Source organism: Dellaglioa sp. CoH-55-MRSF-9 (genome assembly GCF_056782155.1).
This window is the reverse complement of sequence record NZ_JBXAYG010000001.1, coordinates 79,619-99,195: the sequence shown is the minus strand read 5'-3', so window position 1 is coordinate 99,195 and position 19,577 is coordinate 79,619. Positions and strand designations below refer to the sequence as shown.

Annotated in this window: 20 protein-coding genes; 17 read left to right on the top strand and 3 right to left on the bottom strand. The window is 37.7% G+C overall.

The features are described from left to right. The first annotated feature begins 15 nt into the window (after positions 1–15). Positions 16–1,815, top strand: a complete 1,800-nt coding sequence (locus tag AC1RPV_RS00440; RefSeq protein WP_481760918.1) for an ABC transporter permease — start codon at positions 16–18, stop codon at positions 1,813–1,815. A gap of 50 nt (positions 1,816–1,865) precedes the next feature. On the opposite strand, the gene AC1RPV_RS00435 is transcribed toward AC1RPV_RS00440, so the two are convergent. Beyond that, positions 1,866–2,549: a histidine phosphatase family protein gene (locus AC1RPV_RS00435; RefSeq protein ID WP_481760917.1), complete on the bottom strand. Its 684-nt coding sequence runs from the start codon at positions 2,547–2,549 to the stop codon at positions 1,866–1,868. Positions 2,550–2,817: 268 nt separating this feature from the next. Here AC1RPV_RS00435 and AC1RPV_RS00430 point away from each other — a divergent pair, with 268 nt between their 5' ends. Then, positions 2,818–3,549, top strand: coding sequence for a deoxynucleoside kinase (locus tag AC1RPV_RS00430; protein WP_481760916.1), 732 nt, complete (start codon positions 2,818–2,820; stop codon positions 3,547–3,549). A gap of 46 nt (positions 3,550–3,595) precedes the next feature. On the opposite strand, the gene AC1RPV_RS00425 is transcribed toward AC1RPV_RS00430, so the two are convergent. Next, positions 3,596–4,258, bottom strand: coding sequence for a histidine phosphatase family protein (locus AC1RPV_RS00425; RefSeq protein ID WP_481760915.1), 663 nt, complete (start codon positions 4,256–4,258; stop codon positions 3,596–3,598). A 71-nt stretch (positions 4,259–4,329) separates the two neighbouring features. Continuing rightward, positions 4,330–4,989: a VTT domain-containing protein gene (locus AC1RPV_RS00420; RefSeq protein ID WP_481760914.1), complete on the bottom strand. Its 660-nt coding sequence runs from the start codon at positions 4,987–4,989 to the stop codon at positions 4,330–4,332. A 178-nt stretch (positions 4,990–5,167) separates the two neighbouring features. On the opposite strand from AC1RPV_RS00420, the gene AC1RPV_RS00415 reads away from it, so the two are divergent. The 15 genes from AC1RPV_RS00415 to AC1RPV_RS00345 all read left to right on the top strand — a co-directional run bounded on the left by AC1RPV_RS00415 (position 5,168) and on the right by AC1RPV_RS00345 (position 19,552). Continuing rightward, positions 5,168–5,311, top strand: a complete 144-nt coding sequence (locus tag AC1RPV_RS00415) for a hypothetical protein (RefSeq protein ID WP_481760913.1) — start codon at positions 5,168–5,170, stop codon at positions 5,309–5,311. An 87-nt stretch (positions 5,312–5,398) separates the two neighbouring features. After that, positions 5,399–7,690 (top strand): RNA polymerase recycling motor HelD, encoded by a 2,292-nt coding sequence (gene helD, locus AC1RPV_RS00410; protein ID WP_481760912.1) that lies wholly within the window; start codon positions 5,399–5,401, stop codon positions 7,688–7,690. 62 nt (positions 7,691–7,752) lie between these two features. After that, a complete protein-coding gene (coaA, locus tag AC1RPV_RS00405; RefSeq protein WP_481760911.1) occupies positions 7,753–8,673 on the top strand; it encodes a type I pantothenate kinase in 921 nt (306 codons plus the stop codon). A 133-nt stretch (positions 8,674–8,806) separates the two neighbouring features. After that, positions 8,807–10,348 (top strand): glutamine-hydrolyzing GMP synthase, encoded by a 1,542-nt coding sequence (gene guaA / locus AC1RPV_RS00400; RefSeq protein ID WP_481761138.1) that lies wholly within the window; start codon positions 8,807–8,809, stop codon positions 10,346–10,348. A 297-nt stretch (positions 10,349–10,645) separates the two neighbouring features. After that, positions 10,646–11,557 carry an abortive infection family protein gene (locus AC1RPV_RS00395; protein ID WP_481760910.1) on the top strand — a complete coding sequence of 304 codons (912 nt, stop codon included), beginning with the start codon at positions 10,646–10,648 and terminating at the stop codon, positions 11,555–11,557. A gap of 17 nt (positions 11,558–11,574) precedes the next feature. Beyond that, positions 11,575–12,537: an adenine-specific methyltransferase EcoRI family protein gene (locus tag AC1RPV_RS00390; RefSeq protein ID WP_481760909.1), complete on the top strand. Its 963-nt coding sequence runs from the start codon at positions 11,575–11,577 to the stop codon at positions 12,535–12,537. Continuing rightward, positions 12,527–13,618 (top strand): GmrSD restriction endonuclease domain-containing protein, encoded by a 1,092-nt coding sequence (locus AC1RPV_RS00385; RefSeq protein ID WP_003588255.1) that lies wholly within the window; start codon positions 12,527–12,529, stop codon positions 13,616–13,618. The genes AC1RPV_RS00390 and AC1RPV_RS00385 overlap by 11 nt, the downstream gene beginning before the upstream one ends. Positions 13,619–13,633: 15 nt before the next feature. After that, positions 13,634–14,416, top strand: coding sequence for a hypothetical protein (locus AC1RPV_RS00380; protein ID WP_481760908.1), 783 nt, complete (start codon positions 13,634–13,636; stop codon positions 14,414–14,416). 211 nt (positions 14,417–14,627) lie between these two features. Next, positions 14,628–15,017, top strand: coding sequence for a hypothetical protein (locus AC1RPV_RS00375; RefSeq protein ID WP_481760907.1), 390 nt, complete (start codon positions 14,628–14,630; stop codon positions 15,015–15,017). A gap of 8 nt (positions 15,018–15,025) precedes the next feature. Next, positions 15,026–15,220, top strand: a complete 195-nt coding sequence (locus AC1RPV_RS00370; RefSeq protein WP_481760906.1) for a hypothetical protein — start codon at positions 15,026–15,028, stop codon at positions 15,218–15,220. Continuing rightward, positions 15,192–16,667, top strand: a complete 1,476-nt coding sequence (locus tag AC1RPV_RS00365) for an FtsK/SpoIIIE domain-containing protein (protein ID WP_481760905.1) — start codon at positions 15,192–15,194, stop codon at positions 16,665–16,667. Before AC1RPV_RS00370 ends, AC1RPV_RS00365 begins: the two co-directional genes overlap by 29 nt. A 25-nt stretch (positions 16,668–16,692) precedes the next feature. Next, entirely contained in the window at positions 16,693–17,565 is an 873-nt protein-coding gene (locus AC1RPV_RS00360; RefSeq protein WP_481760904.1) for a rolling circle replication-associated protein, read from the top strand. Beyond that, positions 17,566–17,778 carry a DUF3173 domain-containing protein gene (locus tag AC1RPV_RS00355; RefSeq protein WP_003599276.1) on the top strand — a complete coding sequence of 71 codons (213 nt, stop codon included), beginning with the start codon at positions 17,566–17,568 and terminating at the stop codon, positions 17,776–17,778. Further along, the gene (locus tag AC1RPV_RS00350) at positions 17,765–18,991 is read left to right on the top strand and encodes a tyrosine-type recombinase/integrase (protein WP_481760903.1); all 1,227 of its coding nucleotides are present in this window, start codon (positions 17,765–17,767) and stop codon (positions 18,989–18,991) included. The genes AC1RPV_RS00355 and AC1RPV_RS00350 overlap by 14 nt, the downstream gene beginning before the upstream one ends. Before the next feature lie 210 nt (positions 18,992–19,201). Beyond that, complete coding sequence (locus AC1RPV_RS00345) at positions 19,202–19,552, top strand: YisL family protein (protein ID WP_409021639.1); 351 nt, start codon at positions 19,202–19,204, stop codon at positions 19,550–19,552. The last annotated feature ends 25 nt before the right edge of the window (positions 19,553–19,577 follow it).

The following is a 19,577-nucleotide window of genomic DNA, read 5'->3' as shown; positions in this document are numbered from 1 at the left end:
AAGGGAGGAAACAATATGTTATTAAAATTATCCTTAACTGGAATTAAGAGTCGCTTTAAAGATTATCTAATCTTGTTATCAGGACTCATTATGGCTTCAGCAATCTTTTACATGTTTGAAGCATTAGCAACTAATCAAGAATTTATTAAACAAAATGCGACGATAAAATTTGCAGCAATGATTTTCCAAGTAGGTTCTGTACTACTTGCAATTATTACACTGTTTTATATTATCTATGCGAATACATTTTTAATGAGCATGCGTCAAAGAGATTATGGGATGTTCATGATGCTAGGCGCTAAAAAGCGTAAGATTGGGCGCTTAATTTTCACTGAAACTTTAATTATTGGCTTAATTGCAACAGCTGTTGGTATTTTAGTTGGTATTGGACTGACATATGGCGTTAGCCAATTTTTAGTAGATAAAATGGATCTTGCACCGCATTCTTTTCAAGCTTTTTATTTCCCAGCAATCCTAATAACAATGCTTTTCTTCGTTATTCTTTTCATGATTGCTGCTATATTTAATCGACAAAGCTTGTTAAGAACGCCTATCTTAAAATTATTAAATGAAGCAGAACAACCACAAGGTAAAAAGCTAAAATCTTATAATATCTTAATTCAAAGTATCTTAGGATTAGGTTTAATTGCAAGTGGCTATTATTTATTAAGTCATTTAGCACTGTTTCAAATGGCTGGATTTATTGGGTCAGTCGTAACAATTTTGATTGGGACATTTTTAATTTTCAATTCATTATTTAGTGGATTGGTTCAATTATTAAAACGTAATAAGGGATTTTCTGAAAAGCAATTAAATACCTTTTTATTAGGGCAACTTAGCTTTCGATTAGGTTCATTAAATCGGGTTCTAACAATGGTTGCGATGTTATTTGCACTAGCATTAGGCGCAATAACTGTTGGGATGGGATTCTCTGGTGTGGTTGATCAAACAGCTACTTCTACTTCCCCATATGATGTTGTTGTCCAAAATCCATCAACAAAAGAGAAAAAATTACTTAGTCAATTGACTGATAAAAAAGAGTCCATTTATGAAGCAAAAAAAGTTGGTTCTGTCCGTTATTTTAAAAAATCTGACTTTGTGAAATCACCATTGTACACGCTTGATTTCACGGAAACGGGAACGGCTACCGGTAAATTTATTAAAGTTGACCCTGCCAAAATGACAGCTAAAAATGAGGATAATCTATGGGGAAATGCTGTTAGAACTACATTGGAATCCCCTGATATGTTAAATCCAGTACTTGTCTCTGACGCATCATTTTCAGCTGTTTCGGCGAAGACACAACGTATCCATACTGTTAGGTTAGCATCATTTAAAGATAATAAAGAAATCTTAAAAGCATTGAGCGAAGAAATACCTAAAAATCAGTTAGATAATTCATCTTATTTTATGAATAAGTATGTCGTATATCAGTTGGCTAACGGCATTTATGGCGGATTAGAATTCATTGGATTCTTCTTAGGCGTTGCGATGTTGGCAATGTTAGCAAGTGTTCTTATGTTTAAAATATTGTCTAGTGCGGCAACGGATAAAAAACGATATGATTTATTGAACCAATTAGGCGCTAAGCAACGACTAATGAAAAAATCAATTAGGCGCGAAATTGGCATCTTATTCTTCTTACCTGGAATTGTCGGTGTAATCCACGTTTTATTCGGACTACAAATGTTCAAGGAATTAATTCCAGATCCATATTCACATATAACGATTCCATTTATTATTTTTGCAGTTCTCTATTTGGGATATTATTGGGTAACAGTTACCTTATATAAAGGGATGGTATTAAAAAAATAAAAAAGAGGTGAATATTCAGTTTTTAAAACTGAGTATTCACCTCTCTTTATTTAGATGGGTTGTTCGCCAAAATTACCATAATAGCTAACTTCAATTGTATCGTGATGAACGATTAATTTAGTGACGCTACCATTTTTAGGACTAGATGATATATCAATATTAGGTGCGTATCGTGAAACGATACTTCTAATTGCTGTCCCGTGACCAACTAATAGAACGTTGTCATTATTATTTTGGTTAGTGCGTAAAAAATCAAAAGCATGATCATAGCGATTCCAAAATTCTTGGTCATTTTCAGCTAAATTAAAAGGGTCAGCACTTTTTATGAAATCACGTGAGTCTTCGATGGAATATTTTTCAAGAATATCATTGAAGGTTTGACAATTAAAAGGTGTACCAACTGTTTGCATAACAGCTGCAGTATCTTGGCCTTCAAATGAGCCATAATATTCTTCTCTAAAAAGTGCTGTTTCAATTGGTGTTAACTGTGCATTTTCTTCAACATTCGTTTCACTTAAAATATGGCTTAGTGTTTTTTTTGTACGCATTGTGTCACTTCGATAAATGGCATTAAATGATTTATCGCGTAAAAGTTTTCCTGAATGGGTGGCATCGTTGATTCCCTTATCTGTAAGTGGAGAGTCACACCAGCCTTGCATTCTCTGGAAAGAGTTAAAAAAAGTTTGGCCATGACGAACCATATAAACGGTAAATGACATATGAAATCCTTTCATAAATAAATATTTAATTTGTAAATAAAAAAGGTACTTAGAGCTGTCTGGTTTTTGATGAATAGTCTCACTTAATGCATTAATTTTAGAAAAAGAAAAGACTTTTATTTTATTTAATCCAATGTATACTAAATAAACGGAGAATTAAAATATGAGATTATTTATGACTACTAGTAAGATGATACCGAATGAGATATTAATTACAAGTCTAAATCTAATTGTTTTAACTGCATAAATTGTATTAACTATTCAAGAAGGAGTGTTTATTATTTTGATTACGTTGGCTGGTATTATTGGTTCAGGAAAATCTAGTATGACAAAAATTTTATCTGAAGAACTTGGGGTAGAGGCTTTTTACGAACCTGTTACAGATAACCCGGTATTACCTTTATTTTACAAAGGTAACGAAATCGCTGCAAAAAAACGTGAAGCAGGGGATAAGGAAGCAACAAATCCCTACGCTTACTTATTACAAACTTTCTTTTTGAATCGTCGTTTCAGAATGATTAAAGCAGCAATGCAAGAAGATAATAATGTTCTTGATCGTTCAATTTATGAAGATGCTATTTTTATGAAGATGAATACAGAAATGGGTAATGCCACAACTGTTGAATATAACATCTATCAAGATTTATTAGAAAATATGCTTGAAGAGTTACCTTATGCTGCACATAAAAAATCACCCGATTTGATGGTTATGATTAAAGTTTCTTATGAAACAATGGTTAATCGTATTCAAAAACGTGGCCGTGATTATGAACAAATTGAAACTGACCACTCATTGGTTGAATACTATAAAACATTACTTCGCTATTATGAAGATTGGGAAAAAGAATATGACGTTTCTGAATTTTTAGTTATTGATGGCGATAAATACGATTTTGTTGAAAATGAAGCTGATCGTAATATTGTTTTAAATATTATTGAAGATAAATTACAAGAATTAGGTAATTTATCTGAAAAAGAAGTTATCGATTACAAGACACAACGTAAATCAATTTAAACTAAAAGGAGTAACCAATTTTAAAAATTGGTTACTCCTTTTTTATTTAGATTTTATCATCATCGTGATGATTGAAATATTCAACTTTAACTGAATTGTCATCAACGATTAACTTAGTTACACTACCGTTTTTAGGGCTCATTGTAATATCAATTTCGGGTGCAAAATGAGAAACGATACTTCTGATTGTTGTCCCATGACTGACAACTAAAACGTTATCGCCATCTTTAGCATCTTTACGCAATAAATCAAAACCTTTATTACGACGTGCCCAAAAATCGGCATCGTCTTCAGCATCATGGAAAGGATCGATTTCTTTGAAGAAGTCACGTGCCTCTTCAATTGAAAATTTTTGCAAAATCTCAGTGAAATTAGCAGCGCCATGTGGCTTACCAACAACAAACCAAGCTTGAGAAGAATCGGCACCTTCATAGTAACCATAGCCTTGCTCTCTAAGAAACTCAGATGTTGTAACAATTAAATCTGAAGAGTTTTCATTTTCAGATAAAATGTAGTTAGCTGTACGATTTGCGCGGGTTGTATCACTACTGTATGCATTAGCAAACTGAATTTGTGATAATTTTTTTCCAGTAGTGTGGCCGTCGTTAATGCCTTTTTCTGTAAGTGGTGAATCGGACCAACCTTGCATCCGATTATATTTATTGAAAATGGTTTGACCATGGCGAACGAGATAGACTGTAAATGGCATGAGAACCTCCTGAAGTTTATGTGATAGCCCCATTATACGCTAAAGAAAACGATTATTCTAAAAAGCTTATCCTAGAATTTAGCATCAAGTTTTTTTCTAAGTAAAAATTTCGTAAGTTGTACTAACCCAGCTAAGACCACTGGAAGTAATGCTATCCCGGCAATTGAAAGGAAAATAATAGAAAAATGATCCTTAACAAATGGAATTGCGCCGAAGTAGTAACCGACGCCACTTCCAATGGCTACCCAAAGTGAGACGCCAATTAAGTTGAAAATACTAAAATGTCTGTAATTCATTTGAATAGTACCAGAAATAAGTGGCACAAAAGTTCTAATTAATGGGATAAAGCGTCCAAATACGACTGTTTTTGCACCATGTTTTTTGAAAAAACTTTTGGCGATTTCCATCTTTTCAGGGGGGATTCTTTTTTTAAAGAAAGGTAATTTATTTAAATGTCGACCAATTTCAAAATTCACGGCATCTCCAGAGAGTGCGGCAAAAAAGAATATTGGGACTAATACCCGAATATCAATGGTATCTGTTGAGTAGGCGGCAATGGAACTAGTGAAAAAGAGTAGCGACTCACCAGGTAGAAAAGGAAAAACAACAAGACCTGTTTCGGCAAAGATAAGTACAAAAAGAATTAAGTAACTCCAGTTACCTAAAGTCTGGAAAAGAGGTCCTAAATAATTTTCGAAATGGGTGAAGAAAAACCAAGCTTGTTCGAACATTGTCAGGCCCTCCAATCGTTTTAGTCTTACTCATTATATTAAACTGAAATTAAAAAAAAGGCTATTATTTTAACTGATATTTAGCTTTTATTAAGATTTGTCTCACTATAAGAGGTCACCAGTGTTAAACAGGTTTCGATACTGGTATACTAGATATATTAAATTTTTGGAGGTCAATATGACTAGACACACTTTAATTGCAGGAATGACAACTTTAATTGGTCTAATTATTGGGATTGTGATAAGTAAAATTGCTGTCGCAACATTAATTGGATTAGCTGTTGGAATCGTAGTTGACCAATTCCTACCAAATAAGAAATAAGTTCAATTAGTTGCCTATTTGAGTTGATTATAAAAAAATGATACACTATTAGGCCTAATAAAATCATGTAAAGTGGGGTATTGAGAAATGGCTGATGAAATTAAAATCGAAGAACAAGCACATCTTGATGATGTTATTGTTAAAATAAAAGATGCTGAAGTTAAACGTCAAAATGAAATAAAGTACGCTGAAAGTGAAGCACGATCGATTAATGGCGAATTTACAAGTGATGTTCATATCAATACGACAACATACACTGGAATGATTGATACAGCAATGTCTGTTCGTCAGCAACAACAGTTATTAGCTGAACGTGAAACGAGTTGGAAAAACGCAACTTCTCGTTTAGACATTTTAAAGAAATTAGAAAAGAAACCTTATTTTGCACGTTTAAACATTCAAGAAGGAACTAATAAAAAAGAAACAATCTATATTGGCTTGGGCTCTTTTGCTGATCGACCTGAACACTTTATGGTTTATGATTGGCGTGCACCCATATCGAGTGTTTATTACGATGGCGGACTAGGTGATGTCACTTACCAAACTCCTGATGGTGATCAAACAGTAGATGTTTCATTGAAACGTCAATTCGTAATTGAAGATGGCCAAATTGAAACGATATTTGATACTGATGAAGCTGTTGGTGATCAGATGTTATTAGACGTCTTGAATGATTCTGCTGATACAAAGATGAAGAGTATCGTAACGACGATTCAGAAGGAACAAAATCAAATTATTCGAGATGTAAAAGCTGAATTATTATTTGTTCAAGGTGCAGCTGGTTCGGGTAAAACCTCAGCTGTATTACAACGTGTGGCTTACTTGCTGTACCGTTACCGCGGTAATTTAACAGCTAGTCAAGTTGTTTTATTCTCACCTAATCAATTATTTAATGATTATATTGATCAAGTGTTGCCAGAACTTGGTGAACAAAATATGGTTCAAATGACTTATTTCCAATATGCATCAAGACGTTTACCAAATATGCAAGTTGAAACGTTACAAGAACGCTTTGAAGAAGACAATGCGCCTGCTAAAAAACGTATTCAAGTTCTGAAAAATAGTTTGGCATTCTTTAATGCCTCAACTGCTTATTCAGAACATTTGGAACAAGCAGACATGAAGTTCAGAGATATTAAATTCAATAATGAAGTCTTTATTTCAAAAGATAAAATAAAAGGTATCTACTATAAATATAATGAAAATTATCATTTACGGACAAGATTAGAAGCAACACGTGAATCATTAGTTAAATTATTGAATCGTCGAATTGAAGCTGAGGCTAAGTTAGAATGGGTTGAAAAAGCAATTCAAGATATGTCTAAAGAACAATTGAATGATTTGTATGGAGACCAAGACCGCGAATTTGCAAGCGGTGATAAAGAAATGCGTTTCTTAACGCGTACTTTAGTTATGCGCCAATTTACAAGTGTGCACAGAGCAATTGTGCGCAATCGATTCTTAAATATCAGTTCACAATATGTGAACTTTTTACACAATGTGCCTAAGTATCTTAATTTGAGTGACTATAATGTTACTGTAGAAGAATGGCAAGCAGATGTGGCTGAAGTTGTGTCACGTTTAAAAAATCGTCAAATATCGATGCATGACGTTACGCCATACTTATACTTATTTGATCGTATGACGGGTAAGCATGGTGAAACAGATGTCCGTTACGTCTTTATTGATGAAATTCAAGACTACACGGCATTTCAATTAGCTTTCTTGAAGGAAGGGTTCCCAAGAGCTAAGTTTACACTGCTTGGTGATTTAAACCAGGCTATTTTCACAAAAGAAAATAGTAAGAGTTTACTATCAGAATTGGGACATTTATTCCCAGCTGATAAAACCAAAGTCGTGCAATTGACGAAATCATATCGTTCAACACAACAAATCACAGATTTCACAAAAGAAGTGTTGATAAATGGTGAATCAGTGACGTCATTTAACCGACAAGGTGACTTACCCACAATGACTGTGGATAATAATTCTGATAAATTAGTTCACGATTTAGAAAAACAAGTACAACAAAATGTGGATGATCATCTAACAACGGCAATCATCGCTAAATCATTAGCTGAATGTACAGAATTGTATGAACAATTACAAGCCGAGGGCGTGCCAGTTACATTGATTAAAACGGAAAATCAACGTTTGGCCGATGGAACGATTATTGTGCCAGCTTTCCTAGCTAAAGGTTTGGAATTTGATGCGGTTGTTATGTGGGGCGCTTCAAAGATTAACTATCATGAAGAAGACGAGCGTCAATTAGTTTATACGATTTGTTCAAGAGCAATGCATCGACTAACTGTTTATGCTGAAAAAGAATTATCACCATTATTTGACCATGTTTCAAAAAGTTTATATAGTTTAAAATAAGCTATGGAAGAAATGACCTATTGCGGAAACTGATAGGTCATTTTTATTAGAGGATTGTTAAAATGGATAAACAAATGAATTATTATAAAATTCCAAGGGATGAATGGCGTGGCTTTTATAAAACGAAACAGATTGATTTGTCACAACAAAAATTGAATGAAATTCAATCTGTTAATGATAAGATATCAGTTCAAGATGTGCAGGAAATTTACATGCCATTGGTTCATTTATTAAATATGACATTGTTGGGTAAGCAAGATTTGCAATCAAAAAAAGCAGATTTTCTAGGAATTAAAGATCAAAAATGGCCTTTTGTGATTGGAATTACGGGTAGTGTTGCAGTGGGTAAAAGTACAACGGCACGTTTGTTGCAATTATTACTCACAGCGTTATACCCAACAAAAAAGGTTCAAGCAATTACAACGGATGGCTTTTTATATCCTAATGAAACACTAATTCACCAGAATATCTTGGACCGTAAAGGTTTTCCAGAAAGTTATGACATGGAAAAACTAATTCTATTTTTAAACGACGTGAAAAGTGGTCTGAAAACTGAAGCACCAGTATATTCACATGATAGTTATGATATTGTACCTGGAATGGTACAAACAATTAATCAACCAGATATTTTGATTGTTGAAGGGATTAATGTTTTACAATTACCAAGTAACCAACAATTGTATGTTAGTGATTTCTTTGATTATTCAATTTATGTTGATGCTGATGCTGACTTAATTGAAAAATGGTATTTGGAACGTTTTGGTGTTCTTTTGAACACCTCTTTTCAGAAACCTGGAAATTACTATTATGATTATGCGATTGGTAACCACGATGAAGCATTTAAGTTGGCACGTAATGTCTGGAAAACCGTGAATTTAAAGAACTTACAAGAGTTCATTTTACCAACCAGAAATCGTGCTGATCTTATTTTAGAGAAGACAGATGAGCATCGAATTAATACCGTTTATTTACGCAAATATTAGAAAATAGAGATATTTTCACAGATTTTCATGAAAATTAAATCAAACGATTGACCAAGTGGGTTTCAATCAGTAGAATAGACGTAATAAGAAACTAAAAAATATGAAGAGGTGACTATTTTTGGCCAACGTTAGCATGCAAGATTTCGACAAAATTATCGTTCTTGATTTTGGTAGTCAATATAATCAATTAATTACTCGTCGTGTACGTGAATTCGGAATTTATTCTGAATTGTTATCACACAAGATTAGTGCAGCCGAAATAAAAGAGATTGCCCCTAAAGGTATCATTTTTTCTGGTGGCCCAAATAGTGTTTATGATGAAGATGCACTCAGAGTAGATCCTGAAATCTTTGAATTAGGTATTCCTATCTTAGGTATCTGTTACGGTATGCAACTAATGGCATATACAATGCCAGGTGGTAAAGTTGAAAGTGCAGATAACAAAGAATATGGTAAGGCTGAAATTGAGGTTACTAATCCAGAAGGAACTTTATTCAAAGGATTACCAGCTGAACAAACAGTTTGGATGAGTCATGGTGACTTAGTAACAGAAGTTCCTGATGGTTTTACATCAGTTGCAACTTCTGTTAACTGTCCTATTTCTGCAATGCAAAATCTTGATAAGAAATTCTATGGCCTTCAATTCCATACTGAAGTTCGCAACACTGAATTTGGGGATGACATTTTACGTCGTTTCGCATTTGATGTTTGTGAAGCTGAAAGTAACTGGTCAATGGCTGATTTTATTGATTTACAAATTGCTAAAATCCGCGAAACTGTTGGTGATAAAAAAGTCCTTCTTGGTTTATCAGGTGGGGTTGATTCTTCAGTTGTTGGTGTTTTATTGCACAAAGCAATTGGTAACCAACTAACAAGTATTTTCGTTGATCATGGTTTACTTCGTAAAAATGAAGCTGATCAAGTTATGGAAATGCTTGGCGGTAAATTTGGCTTGAATATCATTAAAGTTGATGCTCAAGAACGTTTCTTAGGTAAATTAGAAGGAATTTCTGATCCTGAAACGAAACGTAAAACAATTGGTAATGAATTCATCCGTGTCTTTGATGATGAAGCTACTAAGTTAAAAGGAATTGACTTCTTGGCTCAAGGAACACTTTACACTGATGTGATTGAATCTGGGACAGATACTGCCCAAACAATTAAATCTCATCATAATGTTGGTGGCCTTCCTGATGATATGCAATTTAGCTTAATCGAACCATTGCGAACATTATTCAAAGATGAAGTTCGTGAACTTGGCGAAAAAATGGGTATGAGTGAAGAATTAGTATGGCGTCAACCATTCCCAGGCCCTGGTCTTGGAATTCGTGTTCTTGGTGAAATTACTGAAGAAAAATTAACAATCGTTAGAGATAGTGATTTAATTTTACGTGAAGAAATTAAAAATGCTGGTCTTGATCGTGAAATCTGGCAATACTTTACTGTCTTACCGGGCATTAGAAGTGTTGGTGTGATGGGCGATGGACGTACTTATGACTACACAGTTGGTATCCGTGGTGTTACTTCAATTGATGGTATGACTGCTGATTTTGCTAGAATCCCTTGGGATGTCTTACAAAAAATCTCAGTCCGTATTGTAAACGAAGTCGCACATGTTAACCGCATCGTGTATGATATTACGAGCAAGCCGCCTTCAACAATCGAATGGGAATAGCGATGTAGGCCAATTTGAGCTAGAAAGAGTGATACAGAGGCATTTTGGATTTGCTCAAGGCAGCTCAAACTCCGCCAACTCCGCCAAAAAAATATGGTGCTCCGCCGAAACTCCGCCTAATTATGGTGGACAATCAATCGAAAACTCATTTAAGACTGCTAGAACTTACTTGGTTCTGGTGGCCTTTTTTAGTCTGGCGGAAAAATGAACTTGCGAGAATACACAGTAGAGTGCTTGGTATTTATGGGCTTAGGATATATAATTAAATAAGTTATTAATACTGTGGGGGGAAAGGCATTGGAGTCAGAAAATTTTGAATTACTGGAAAACACAGATATTACAACTTTCTTGATTGACCGACCGTGGATAACTTACCGAACAAATGCAGATCTTGACGCTCTGGGATCCAGATTTGGTTCTCCAAATCCAGAAGGTTCAAACAGATTACGCCGAATGAGTTCGATAATCAGTGCAACTCATGCAAATGATCGAACGGCTTCTTTATTATCGTTTCTATTTTCACCAGCACAGTTGCGACCGGTGATTAATGAGTATCTTTCTGGAAGTCAGTTTTCGCAACTGAAGGAAATTGATAACTTTATTCTGGAAGGCCTTACTGGTGATGAATCTAAGGACATCCTGATTGTAGCAGACGCAATTAAGCAGCGCGTAATCAGAGAGATAAACGCCATTCTTCTCTACAGCAACTTAAAACTCGTATCTAGTGGTAATTCGTGGGAAATTATCGCAGCAGATGAGAATGTAAAAGTCCTCGTGCCGATCAAGAGGATCAATTCAGGATACATTTCAGAGTTGTTGGCGCAGGGACAAGATGACTTGCAGGATAATGATTTTGACAGCGTAGTTACAAAGGCTAGAACACTTATCGAAGAGGTGTTTCTTCAAATATTGTCCGATAACGACGTAAAGTGTAAGCGTAATGGCGATATTGGTCAATATCGTAATTTGGTGGTTAAAACATTGGGAATGAGACCTTCTCGGGAGTGGAATCCACGTATTACGAAAATGATTAGTCACTTAAATGGAATCACCGATTTAATCGCAGAAATGCGCAATAAAGATGGCGATGCACATGCTAGCAATGAACGAGTAAAAATTCAGGCAGCAGAGGCGGAACTACTACTCAATACGTCTGTTAGTCTGGCTACCTACTATCTCAGAGTCAATGACAGACATGTACAGAGATAAAATAATAAATTGGAGTAATGAACGTGAAAAAGCAAACAAACAGTAACCTTCATGTATCACGTGCTGGAAAAACAGATGAGTTTTATACTAATATTTCAATGATTGAAAACGAGCTACGCCATTATCGTGAGTATTTCAAGGATAAGGTTGTGTTTTGTAATTGTGATGATCCAGCCATCAGTAATTTCTGGAAATACTTTCAGATTAACTTTTACATGTTAGGCCTAAAAAAACTAATATCTACGCACTATGAATCCGACAAACCCAGTTATAAATTGGAAATAATTAGACAAGATGACAAGATTGGACAACTTGCATTTTTACCGGATTACGTTGAAACACCACTAACTGGAGATGGCGATTTTCGAAGTCCGGAAGCAATTCAGTTACTTAAAGAAGCCGATATTGTCGTAACCAATCCCCCTTTCAGTCTATTTACTGATTACATCGCACAGTTAAGAGCTTTTCACAAAACATTCCTAGTGATTGGTAATCTCAACGCAATTACCTATAAAGAGGTACTGCCTTTAATTATGGCCAACGAAATTTGGCTAGGGTACAATTCTGGACACTTTTGGTTTAAGGTACCTGAAAGCTATGAGGCGAAGAAAACGGATTTCAAGATTGATGAAAATGGACAAAAATGGCGGAGAATGGGAAACATTTGCTGGTATACCAACTTAGATACGACACAACGTCACGAAAAGCTGACAATCTTCAAGAACTATTCTCCAGAGATATATCCAAAATATGATAACTATGATGCCATTGAGGTATCCCGTGTTGCGGATATTCCTTGTGACTACTTTGGTGTCATTGGTGTGCCAATTACTTACATGACGCGGTACAATCCAGATCAGTTTGAAATTGTTGATGTAAAAAGTTCAGGGCTTTTGTTGACTAAAAAAGATGGCACCGTTAAATCAATGTACAAGAGAGTGTTAATTCGCAACAAGGGAGGCCAAACGCATGCAAATTGAGAAAAAGGATATTCCAGTAAGCCAAATCGTAAACGGATATGTAGATTCCGATGAAGATGGTGTATATGGATATGACGGAAAATTAAATATTCGTCCGGCCTTTCAGCGTGAATTCGTCTACAAACCTAAGCAACGTGATGAAGTTATTAATACCGTCCGCAAGGGGTTCCCACTGAATGTTATGTATTGGGTTGTTGCAGAAGATGGACACTATGAAATTTTAGATGGACAGCAGCGAACAATCTCAATATGTCAATTTGTACAGGGTGATTACTCCATCAATTTCCAGTACTTTCACACGCTCACACAGGAAGAACAGCAGCAAATATTGGACTATCCTCTGACGGTTTATATTTGTACTGGTACAGATCGAGAAAAATTGGATTGGTTCAAAGTGATCAATACTGTTGGGGAACAGCTTACTGCACAAGAACTTAGAAATGCAATCTATACGGGGCCATGGTTGACAGATGCCAAGAAGTACTTTTCGAAATCACAGTGTCCCGCATATCAGATTGGCGGCGACTATTTAAATGGTTCTGCTATTCGACAAGACTTTTTGGAAACCACACTCAAGTGGATCTCGTCGAAACAGGATATTGAGCTTGAGGAGTACATGGCGCAGCACCAGCACGATGAAACGGCAATCGAACTGTGGCTATACTTTCAAAACGTAATTAATTGGACAACCTCTATTTTTCCTAACTATCGTAAGCTGATGAAGGGGATTGAATGGGGGTTTCTATACGATACTTATCATGAGAATACGTATAATCCGGCTACGCTCGAAGCTAGAGTTAGCGAGCTGATAGAGGACGAGGATGTTACCAAGCAGAAGGGGATATTTGAGTACGTGCTTGGCGGGCCAGAGCGCGTATTATCAATTCGGGCATTTAAGCCTAAGGACAAGCGAGCAGCATACGCAAAACAGAATGGAATCTGTCCGGTATGCGGCAAGCATTTTGAGTACGACGAGATGGAGGGCGATCATATTACTCCTTGGTCTCAAGGTGGGCATACAGTACTCTCCAATTTGCAAATGCTGTGCAAAGACGACAATCGAAAAAAATCCGGAGTATAATGCCAAGGAGCTAATATGGTACGAATAGATATGAGCACTGTAGCCGCGAGGGAAAAAGCATTCGGCGAATATGGAGATACGGTCTGGTTTATCTACAGGGTGTTTTCAGAAAGACTCAAGCGGCGTATGAAGGAGCAGGGCGTATCCAAATATCAAACTGCTGGGTTCAAGAATGCAAAAGAGTATAATGAGGCTCCAAGTTACCAACACGAAGTAAGTTATTCGATGGTTGACTCCATAACCGCACCTATTCCCCGATTGGATACGCGTCAGAATCCTTATCTAGTGCCTTCTTCCAAGTACTATCTACGATTTGTAGATACCTTGAATTTTAAGGATGTGTATGAGTGCATTTGGGGGTCTAATTATGAAATTAGAAACTATCTGCCTAATGTATTTGAGTCAGTGTGTAATGAAGCGCAATTCCAAAATAACCGACTAGGTAGCCTTATTAATGATATAAAGCAGACACAGCCTCTTAGGATTCCGAACAATACGATTCAACAAATATATGAAGGAATAAAAAGCGACTTGCTGAATGAGTGGGACAAATTCACAAGAGTTCGGAATCAAGAAACGAAAATAGCGACAGTAATTGACTTCGAAAGTAGTGCTGATAACGAAAGCATTGCCGCAGGAATCCCACTAATAGATAAGATTGATTCTGGCGGTGTCTCGAGAGAAGGGTTAGGTGAGGTTCTCGAACTTAAGCAACTTGGTGAACCATTAAAAAGATTTGTTGATTATCGGGTAACACCGCTGATAATGAATCGGTTTCTCCAACAAATATCAAAATAGTCACTTAGGGCGAAGTTTTAAAAACTTCGCCTTTTTTGATACACATCTTTTCCGATACGTCAATACCCGGTTTTTCGGGTGTCAAGACATTGGCGAAGCCTGATATATATATTGGGCGTAATTGAAGATAAGATGTAGTCAATCAAAGGCCTTTGATAAAAGTTAGTCTATTAAAACTGTGTTGGATGTTTATCCAGAAAAGGAGAAATGCATGAAACTAGCCAAGGTCAAACTTTCAGAAGTTGAAATTAGCAACGTTGAGAAGCCAAAAGCAGCTCGCGTGGTATCGGTATCAAAAAGTCCGCGCTACGCAGATAACGGTGATCCAATCAACGGATCGGTCGCAAAGGTAGTATGCCACATAGTAGATGCTGAACTTGCCAAAACATTGGAGAAATCTGGCGACGGGGTAGAGGACTTAAAGACGTATGCACTGGAACTTGTTGGGGATGAGAAGGATCTGCTGGAAATTTCTGAGGCAGAACTTTTGGGCACAGAGATTGAATTGAAAGACGCCAAGGTAATGCTTAAGTGGAGCGCGGGGCGTACTAGTGGCTGGCGTGACGTGAAGCTTGTTATGAATATTAGCGATGGGAAGTAGGCGTAGGTATGAGTGAAAAAAAGAAGCTATCTGTTTGGGCGTACTTGAATGAAGCTCAATATTGTCTCACGAACCGTGACGCATTCGATGTTAAAAGAATTGAGTCTTTGATTGCAGCTGCGTACAGAATTTTTACCGGCCAGCAAGTAGGAGACTTTGAAGAGGAGTTCTTGAATGATAAAAAACGCAAGGGAAACAATTAGCAGATTTTTGCCAGTCTCTACGCATACTGCGAAGCTGAGCATCTATGAATCCATTGATGAGGTTGATCAACGCAAGCAGGTACGGTCAAGATTATTGTTTAAGGTCTGGGCATGTGTTACAGTGCTAATCATTCTCTGGAGCTGCGCTAAGTGGACGTGGGCTAAAATAATTGGCCAAAAATCGGAATTAGATCTATGGCCAATTATCCTGATGCTTGGACTACTTGGAGTAGTTGTGTCTCTTGCTGGGGCTTGGAGATATCTCCACAGTAGATATTCGCCAGTTGAACGTTGGAAGATGGAACGTTTGCTTTGGCAATTTTCGGAAAACGTTAATTTGATTAAGCAAGGCGTGACTGGCCATGTCGCATACGTAAGATGGGGATATGTGGTCTCGAATGATGAAGTTAAGATCACGCTACTAACGGGTGGCCGTGTCAGCTCGGATTTCGAAGCGGATATTGGACGCCGCCTGGTTGCATTCCTCACCAAGGAGACGACAGCTTACTGGGAAATTCGTGATAAGAAGTCTGGAAACGGCATTATCGAAATTAACCTAACTCACAATAAGGATGAGCGAATTACAATCAACCGTTTGGACGCGTTGCAGACAAGCGAAAAGATCAATATTCAATTGACTGGCAGAATGTCGCTAACATCTAAACAGCCGATGGGGTTGATAGTCGGTCCAACAGGAACGGGGAAAACTAGTTTGCTAAAGGGCCTGATTATATCCTTCTTGGTAAATAATCCCGATAATGTCGTGTATACGATCGATGGTAAGGCAGCGTTCTTGGGTCAGTCGATGAAGCGTATTGGTAAGGTTGCCATGAATACGGAAGAGGCAATTCAGCTCGTTGACGAATTGTGCAAAATCATGGATCAGCGATACAAGGAGCTAAATGCAGATCCCGATGATGAGCGGGATATTACGCATTGCGAAAAATTTCATCAGGGTACGATTCTCCTTGTTGTCGATGAGCTACTGTCGCTGGTTGCAAACATGAAGGCTGAGGATCAGCAGAGGAAAACAGCCGACAAACTATATCCCCAATTCAACGCCAAACTGTTGTCCTTGATTACAAAGGGACGGCAGAGTTCTATCTCGGTTATTGTAGCGGGGCAAATGATGCCTGCGTCTGCGCTCCCAACAGAGGCCAGGAGTTCGCTAGGGATGCGGATCAGCTTAGGTAGAACGTCGCCTCAGCAAGCTCAGGAGGTGTTTGGAGAGAGTCACCATGATTTACCGTTAATTGATGCAAAAGAATTTGGTGGTGTCATTTGGCTGGATGGTTTGAATTGGGATGGGCCAAAAGCATTTTTACCGCCAAAATATGATGAAGATAAACTGCCGTTTAAAGCAACACTTACAATGCTTGCTGGTAGGCGTGGCGGTGGCGGAACGCCACAAGCTGCGACTGCCAGCGAGGACTTGCCTGTTACTTGACATACAGGCAAGATAAGCTGAAAAAATGAGCAAGAATAGCGGTGAGTATGAGTACAACGCCAAAGTTATTACATTTGAAGATCATATCGAAATTGTGAAATATGGCGTGCCAAGGGTTCACAAATCTCCAAAATTATTGAAAAATCCAGAGTCGAATATGCCTATAAATGTGTCATATAGTGATGAAACCCAACTCGTGCAGCAGGCATTTAGGATTAAGAGAAAGGTGAAATACTATCTAGAGGCAAATTCGTTCAATTTGTTTTGGACGCTTACGTTTGATGACTCGAAGGTGAATGCAAAGAACTATGAGTATGCACGAAGGCGGCTGCGTGCTTGGTTGAAGTATCAGCGCGAAAAGTTCGGTAGGTTTGACTACCTATTTATTCCTGAACTTCATCCTTCATCGGGTAGAATTCATTTTCATGGCGTTACTGGCGGACTTGCCCCACCTTTAACGCCTGCACGTTACCCCAAGAGTCAGCGGCTAATTAAGAAAAAGGGATTGCAGATATACAATGCAGATAGCTGGGAAAAGGGTTTTAGTACGGTAAGCCATATTGCCGACAAGCGTAAGGCAGCTAACTATATTACCAAATATATAACTAAAGAACTTCTACAAATACCGCACGCATATCATCAACCACGGTACTTTGTGAGCCATGGACTAAAGCAGCCGACTGTGGATTACTGGGATCTAGATGAAAGTTATTTCGCAATTTTTAGACCGAATTTTGTTGTTGGGCACTTGGACAGCCCAGATAGTGCGCTGGAAACAGATGTAGCAATTTACCAGATTGATATTACGAGCGATGGCAAGTTAGCGCAGGACAACGATATAAAGACCGTCTGGAAACTAAAAAATACGGTCGATTTTGGGAATGGAGGAGGCCCTTGAATGGAAAACAACACGGTTACGAAGAAAGACCTGATATCGCTTGGTTATCGTGAGAATACTGCTGCTGAATTAATTAGACAAGCAAAGCGGAGCATGGTACAACAAGGATATGAGTTTTATACCAATCGGCGCCTAGGTCGGGTACCGGTTGCAGCGGTTGAGGCAATTATTGGAGCATCCATTCGAAAGGATGCAGACGATGCCAAAGACTAAGTTCGCTGGTGTATACAGTGGCCAAAATGGCCGCTACTACTATGATATACAGTTGGGGGTGGATGAAAGTACCGGAAAAAGAATCCGGAAAAAGAGTCAAAAAGACGCGGATGGCCAGTTGTTCAAGTCAGCGACTGCTGCGCACAGGGAAGTTGTACGACTGAAAGCAGAATTTGATCGCGAGAGCGGCCATACCGTCTATGCGTTAACCTATGGCGTGTACATGCGAAAATCGTATATTCCTGCATACCAAGCTAGCGTACAAAAAGAAACGTTTGAAACGCGTAAGACTTCATTAAACGTCTTCGTACAAAAATTTGGAGATATAGAATTACGAAAGCTAGATGTTAGGCAGGTTCAGGGCTTTAGGAACTGGCTGCTTACAGATGCTGGTTACTCACAGAGCTATGCAAGTTTGGTCTTTGGTATGTTTCGTAAATCGCTGGATTTTGCGGTTGAGATGAATTACTTACCTAGTAATGTGTCAAAGCGTGTTAAGGCGATACCTAAGGGACGTGCTACGGTGCCGTATTGGACTAAGAGTGAGTTTCAAGCTGTACTAAACCAGATTTGTACTAGCGACTACTACGAACACCTGAACTTTGTCATGCTGTATGTTTACTTTATGACGGGTGTTCGTGTTAATGAGGGGATGGCGCTACAATGGGCGGACGTGGACTTCACGCATGCACAATTACGCGTTACTCACATGCTGGTAATCAAGACCAAACAAAATTGGGAACGGCATGACTACACTAAAACTGATAGCGGTTTGAGAACTATCTCCATAGATCGGGATACTTTGAAGGTGCTCCGTGTTTGGAAAAAACGTCAAACTCAGAATGGTTTTGGTAAGCAGGATGATTTTGTCTTTAGCTATGACGGAAGCCCGATGCTGAAATCAACGCTCATGCGGATAATCCATCGGTACGCCAAGTTGGCCAATGTTCACCCGATACAAGGGAAAGGACTTCGGCATAGTCATGCTAGTTACTTGATTAATGAGTTCAATGTATCAGTGCTTGTTCTGTCTAAACGGCTGGGGCACTCATCCCCGGAAATTACGTTAAGGCACTATGCGCACATGTATGTTGGTGCAGATAAGGAACTAGCACAGATGATGTCAGGTCATATAACCTATGCAGCACCAAAGGAATCTAAGGTGAAGTTTAATGGTAATCAGACTGTTGCTCCGCCGCAGCTCCGCCAATGAATAATAAACTGGCATAAATGCCGTTGTAACAACGATTGTAATCGACCGTTATAATTGAATGGGAATAAGCTTAAAAATGATAATCCTTTAGTATAAGGATTATTTTTTTTGCATGAAAGTAATCACAATCGTTTAAATAATTTTGAATCCTTGATTTAATGATGGATAATGATAAGCTAACAGTAAGATTGATATAAAAGGAGATTAACTATGATTTGGTTATGGATACATTTGATTACTTGGGTTGTGATAGCGGTTCTAGTGGCGCTCACAATTTTTACAAATACTAATACAAAAATTTATCAAATGATTACGAGACTGGGATATTTGATTTCAATTGCTAGTGGTATTATGTTGCTAGGGTACGCATGGCAAGGAAATCCAATTTTAACGGCCATTAAATTAGTTGTTGCCTTAATATTTATTGGACTAACTGAAATGACCTTTGCACGAAAAAATAAAAAGCAATTAAATAAAAGTATCATCTACGCGGTAGGCATCTGTTGCCTATGTGTGGGTGTTTTAGGATTAATGCTCGCAGGTGGAAGACCTTTTATTTAGACAATAAAATACTACATAATATTTA

Excerpts from the sequence above, each read along its gene's own strand:
- AC1RPV_RS00440 (WP_481760918.1), top strand. The coding sequence starts at position 16 with ATGTTATTAAAATTATCCTTAACTGGAATTAAGAGTCGCTTTAAAGAT.
- AC1RPV_RS00435 (WP_481760917.1), bottom strand. The coding sequence starts at position 2,549 with ATGAAAGGATTTCATATGTCATTTACCGTTTATATGGTTCGTCATGGC.
- AC1RPV_RS00425 (WP_481760915.1), bottom strand. The coding sequence starts at position 4,258 with ATGCCATTTACAGTCTATCTCGTTCGCCATGGTCAAACCATTTTCAAT.
- AC1RPV_RS00420 (WP_481760914.1), bottom strand. The coding sequence starts at position 4,989 with ATGTTCGAACAAGCTTGGTTTTTCTTCACCCATTTCGAAAATTATTTA.
- AC1RPV_RS00415 (WP_481760913.1), top strand. The coding sequence starts at position 5,168 with ATGACTAGACACACTTTAATTGCAGGAATGACAACTTTAATTGGTCTA.
- helD (WP_481760912.1), top strand. The coding sequence starts at position 5,399 with ATGGCTGATGAAATTAAAATCGAAGAACAAGCACATCTTGATGATGTT.
- coaA (WP_481760911.1), top strand. The coding sequence starts at position 7,753 with ATGGATAAACAAATGAATTATTATAAAATTCCAAGGGATGAATGGCGT.
- guaA (WP_481761138.1), top strand. The coding sequence starts at position 8,807 with ATGCAAGATTTCGACAAAATTATCGTTCTTGATTTTGGTAGTCAATAT.
- AC1RPV_RS00390 (WP_481760909.1), top strand. The coding sequence starts at position 11,575 with ATGAACGTGAAAAAGCAAACAAACAGTAACCTTCATGTATCACGTGCT.
- AC1RPV_RS00385 (WP_003588255.1), top strand. The coding sequence starts at position 12,527 with ATGCAAATTGAGAAAAAGGATATTCCAGTAAGCCAAATCGTAAACGGA.
- AC1RPV_RS00380 (WP_481760908.1), top strand. The coding sequence starts at position 13,634 with ATGGTACGAATAGATATGAGCACTGTAGCCGCGAGGGAAAAAGCATTC.
- AC1RPV_RS00375 (WP_481760907.1), top strand. The coding sequence starts at position 14,628 with ATGAAACTAGCCAAGGTCAAACTTTCAGAAGTTGAAATTAGCAACGTT.
- AC1RPV_RS00370 (WP_481760906.1), top strand. The coding sequence starts at position 15,026 with ATGAGTGAAAAAAAGAAGCTATCTGTTTGGGCGTACTTGAATGAAGCT.
- AC1RPV_RS00365 (WP_481760905.1), top strand. The coding sequence starts at position 15,192 with ATGATAAAAAACGCAAGGGAAACAATTAGCAGATTTTTGCCAGTCTCT.
- AC1RPV_RS00360 (WP_481760904.1), top strand. The coding sequence starts at position 16,693 with ATGAGCAAGAATAGCGGTGAGTATGAGTACAACGCCAAAGTTATTACA.
- AC1RPV_RS00355 (WP_003599276.1), top strand. The coding sequence starts at position 17,566 with ATGGAAAACAACACGGTTACGAAGAAAGACCTGATATCGCTTGGTTAT.
- AC1RPV_RS00350 (WP_481760903.1), top strand. The coding sequence starts at position 17,765 with ATGCCAAAGACTAAGTTCGCTGGTGTATACAGTGGCCAAAATGGCCGC.
- AC1RPV_RS00345 (WP_409021639.1), top strand. The coding sequence starts at position 19,202 with ATGATTTGGTTATGGATACATTTGATTACTTGGGTTGTGATAGCGGTT.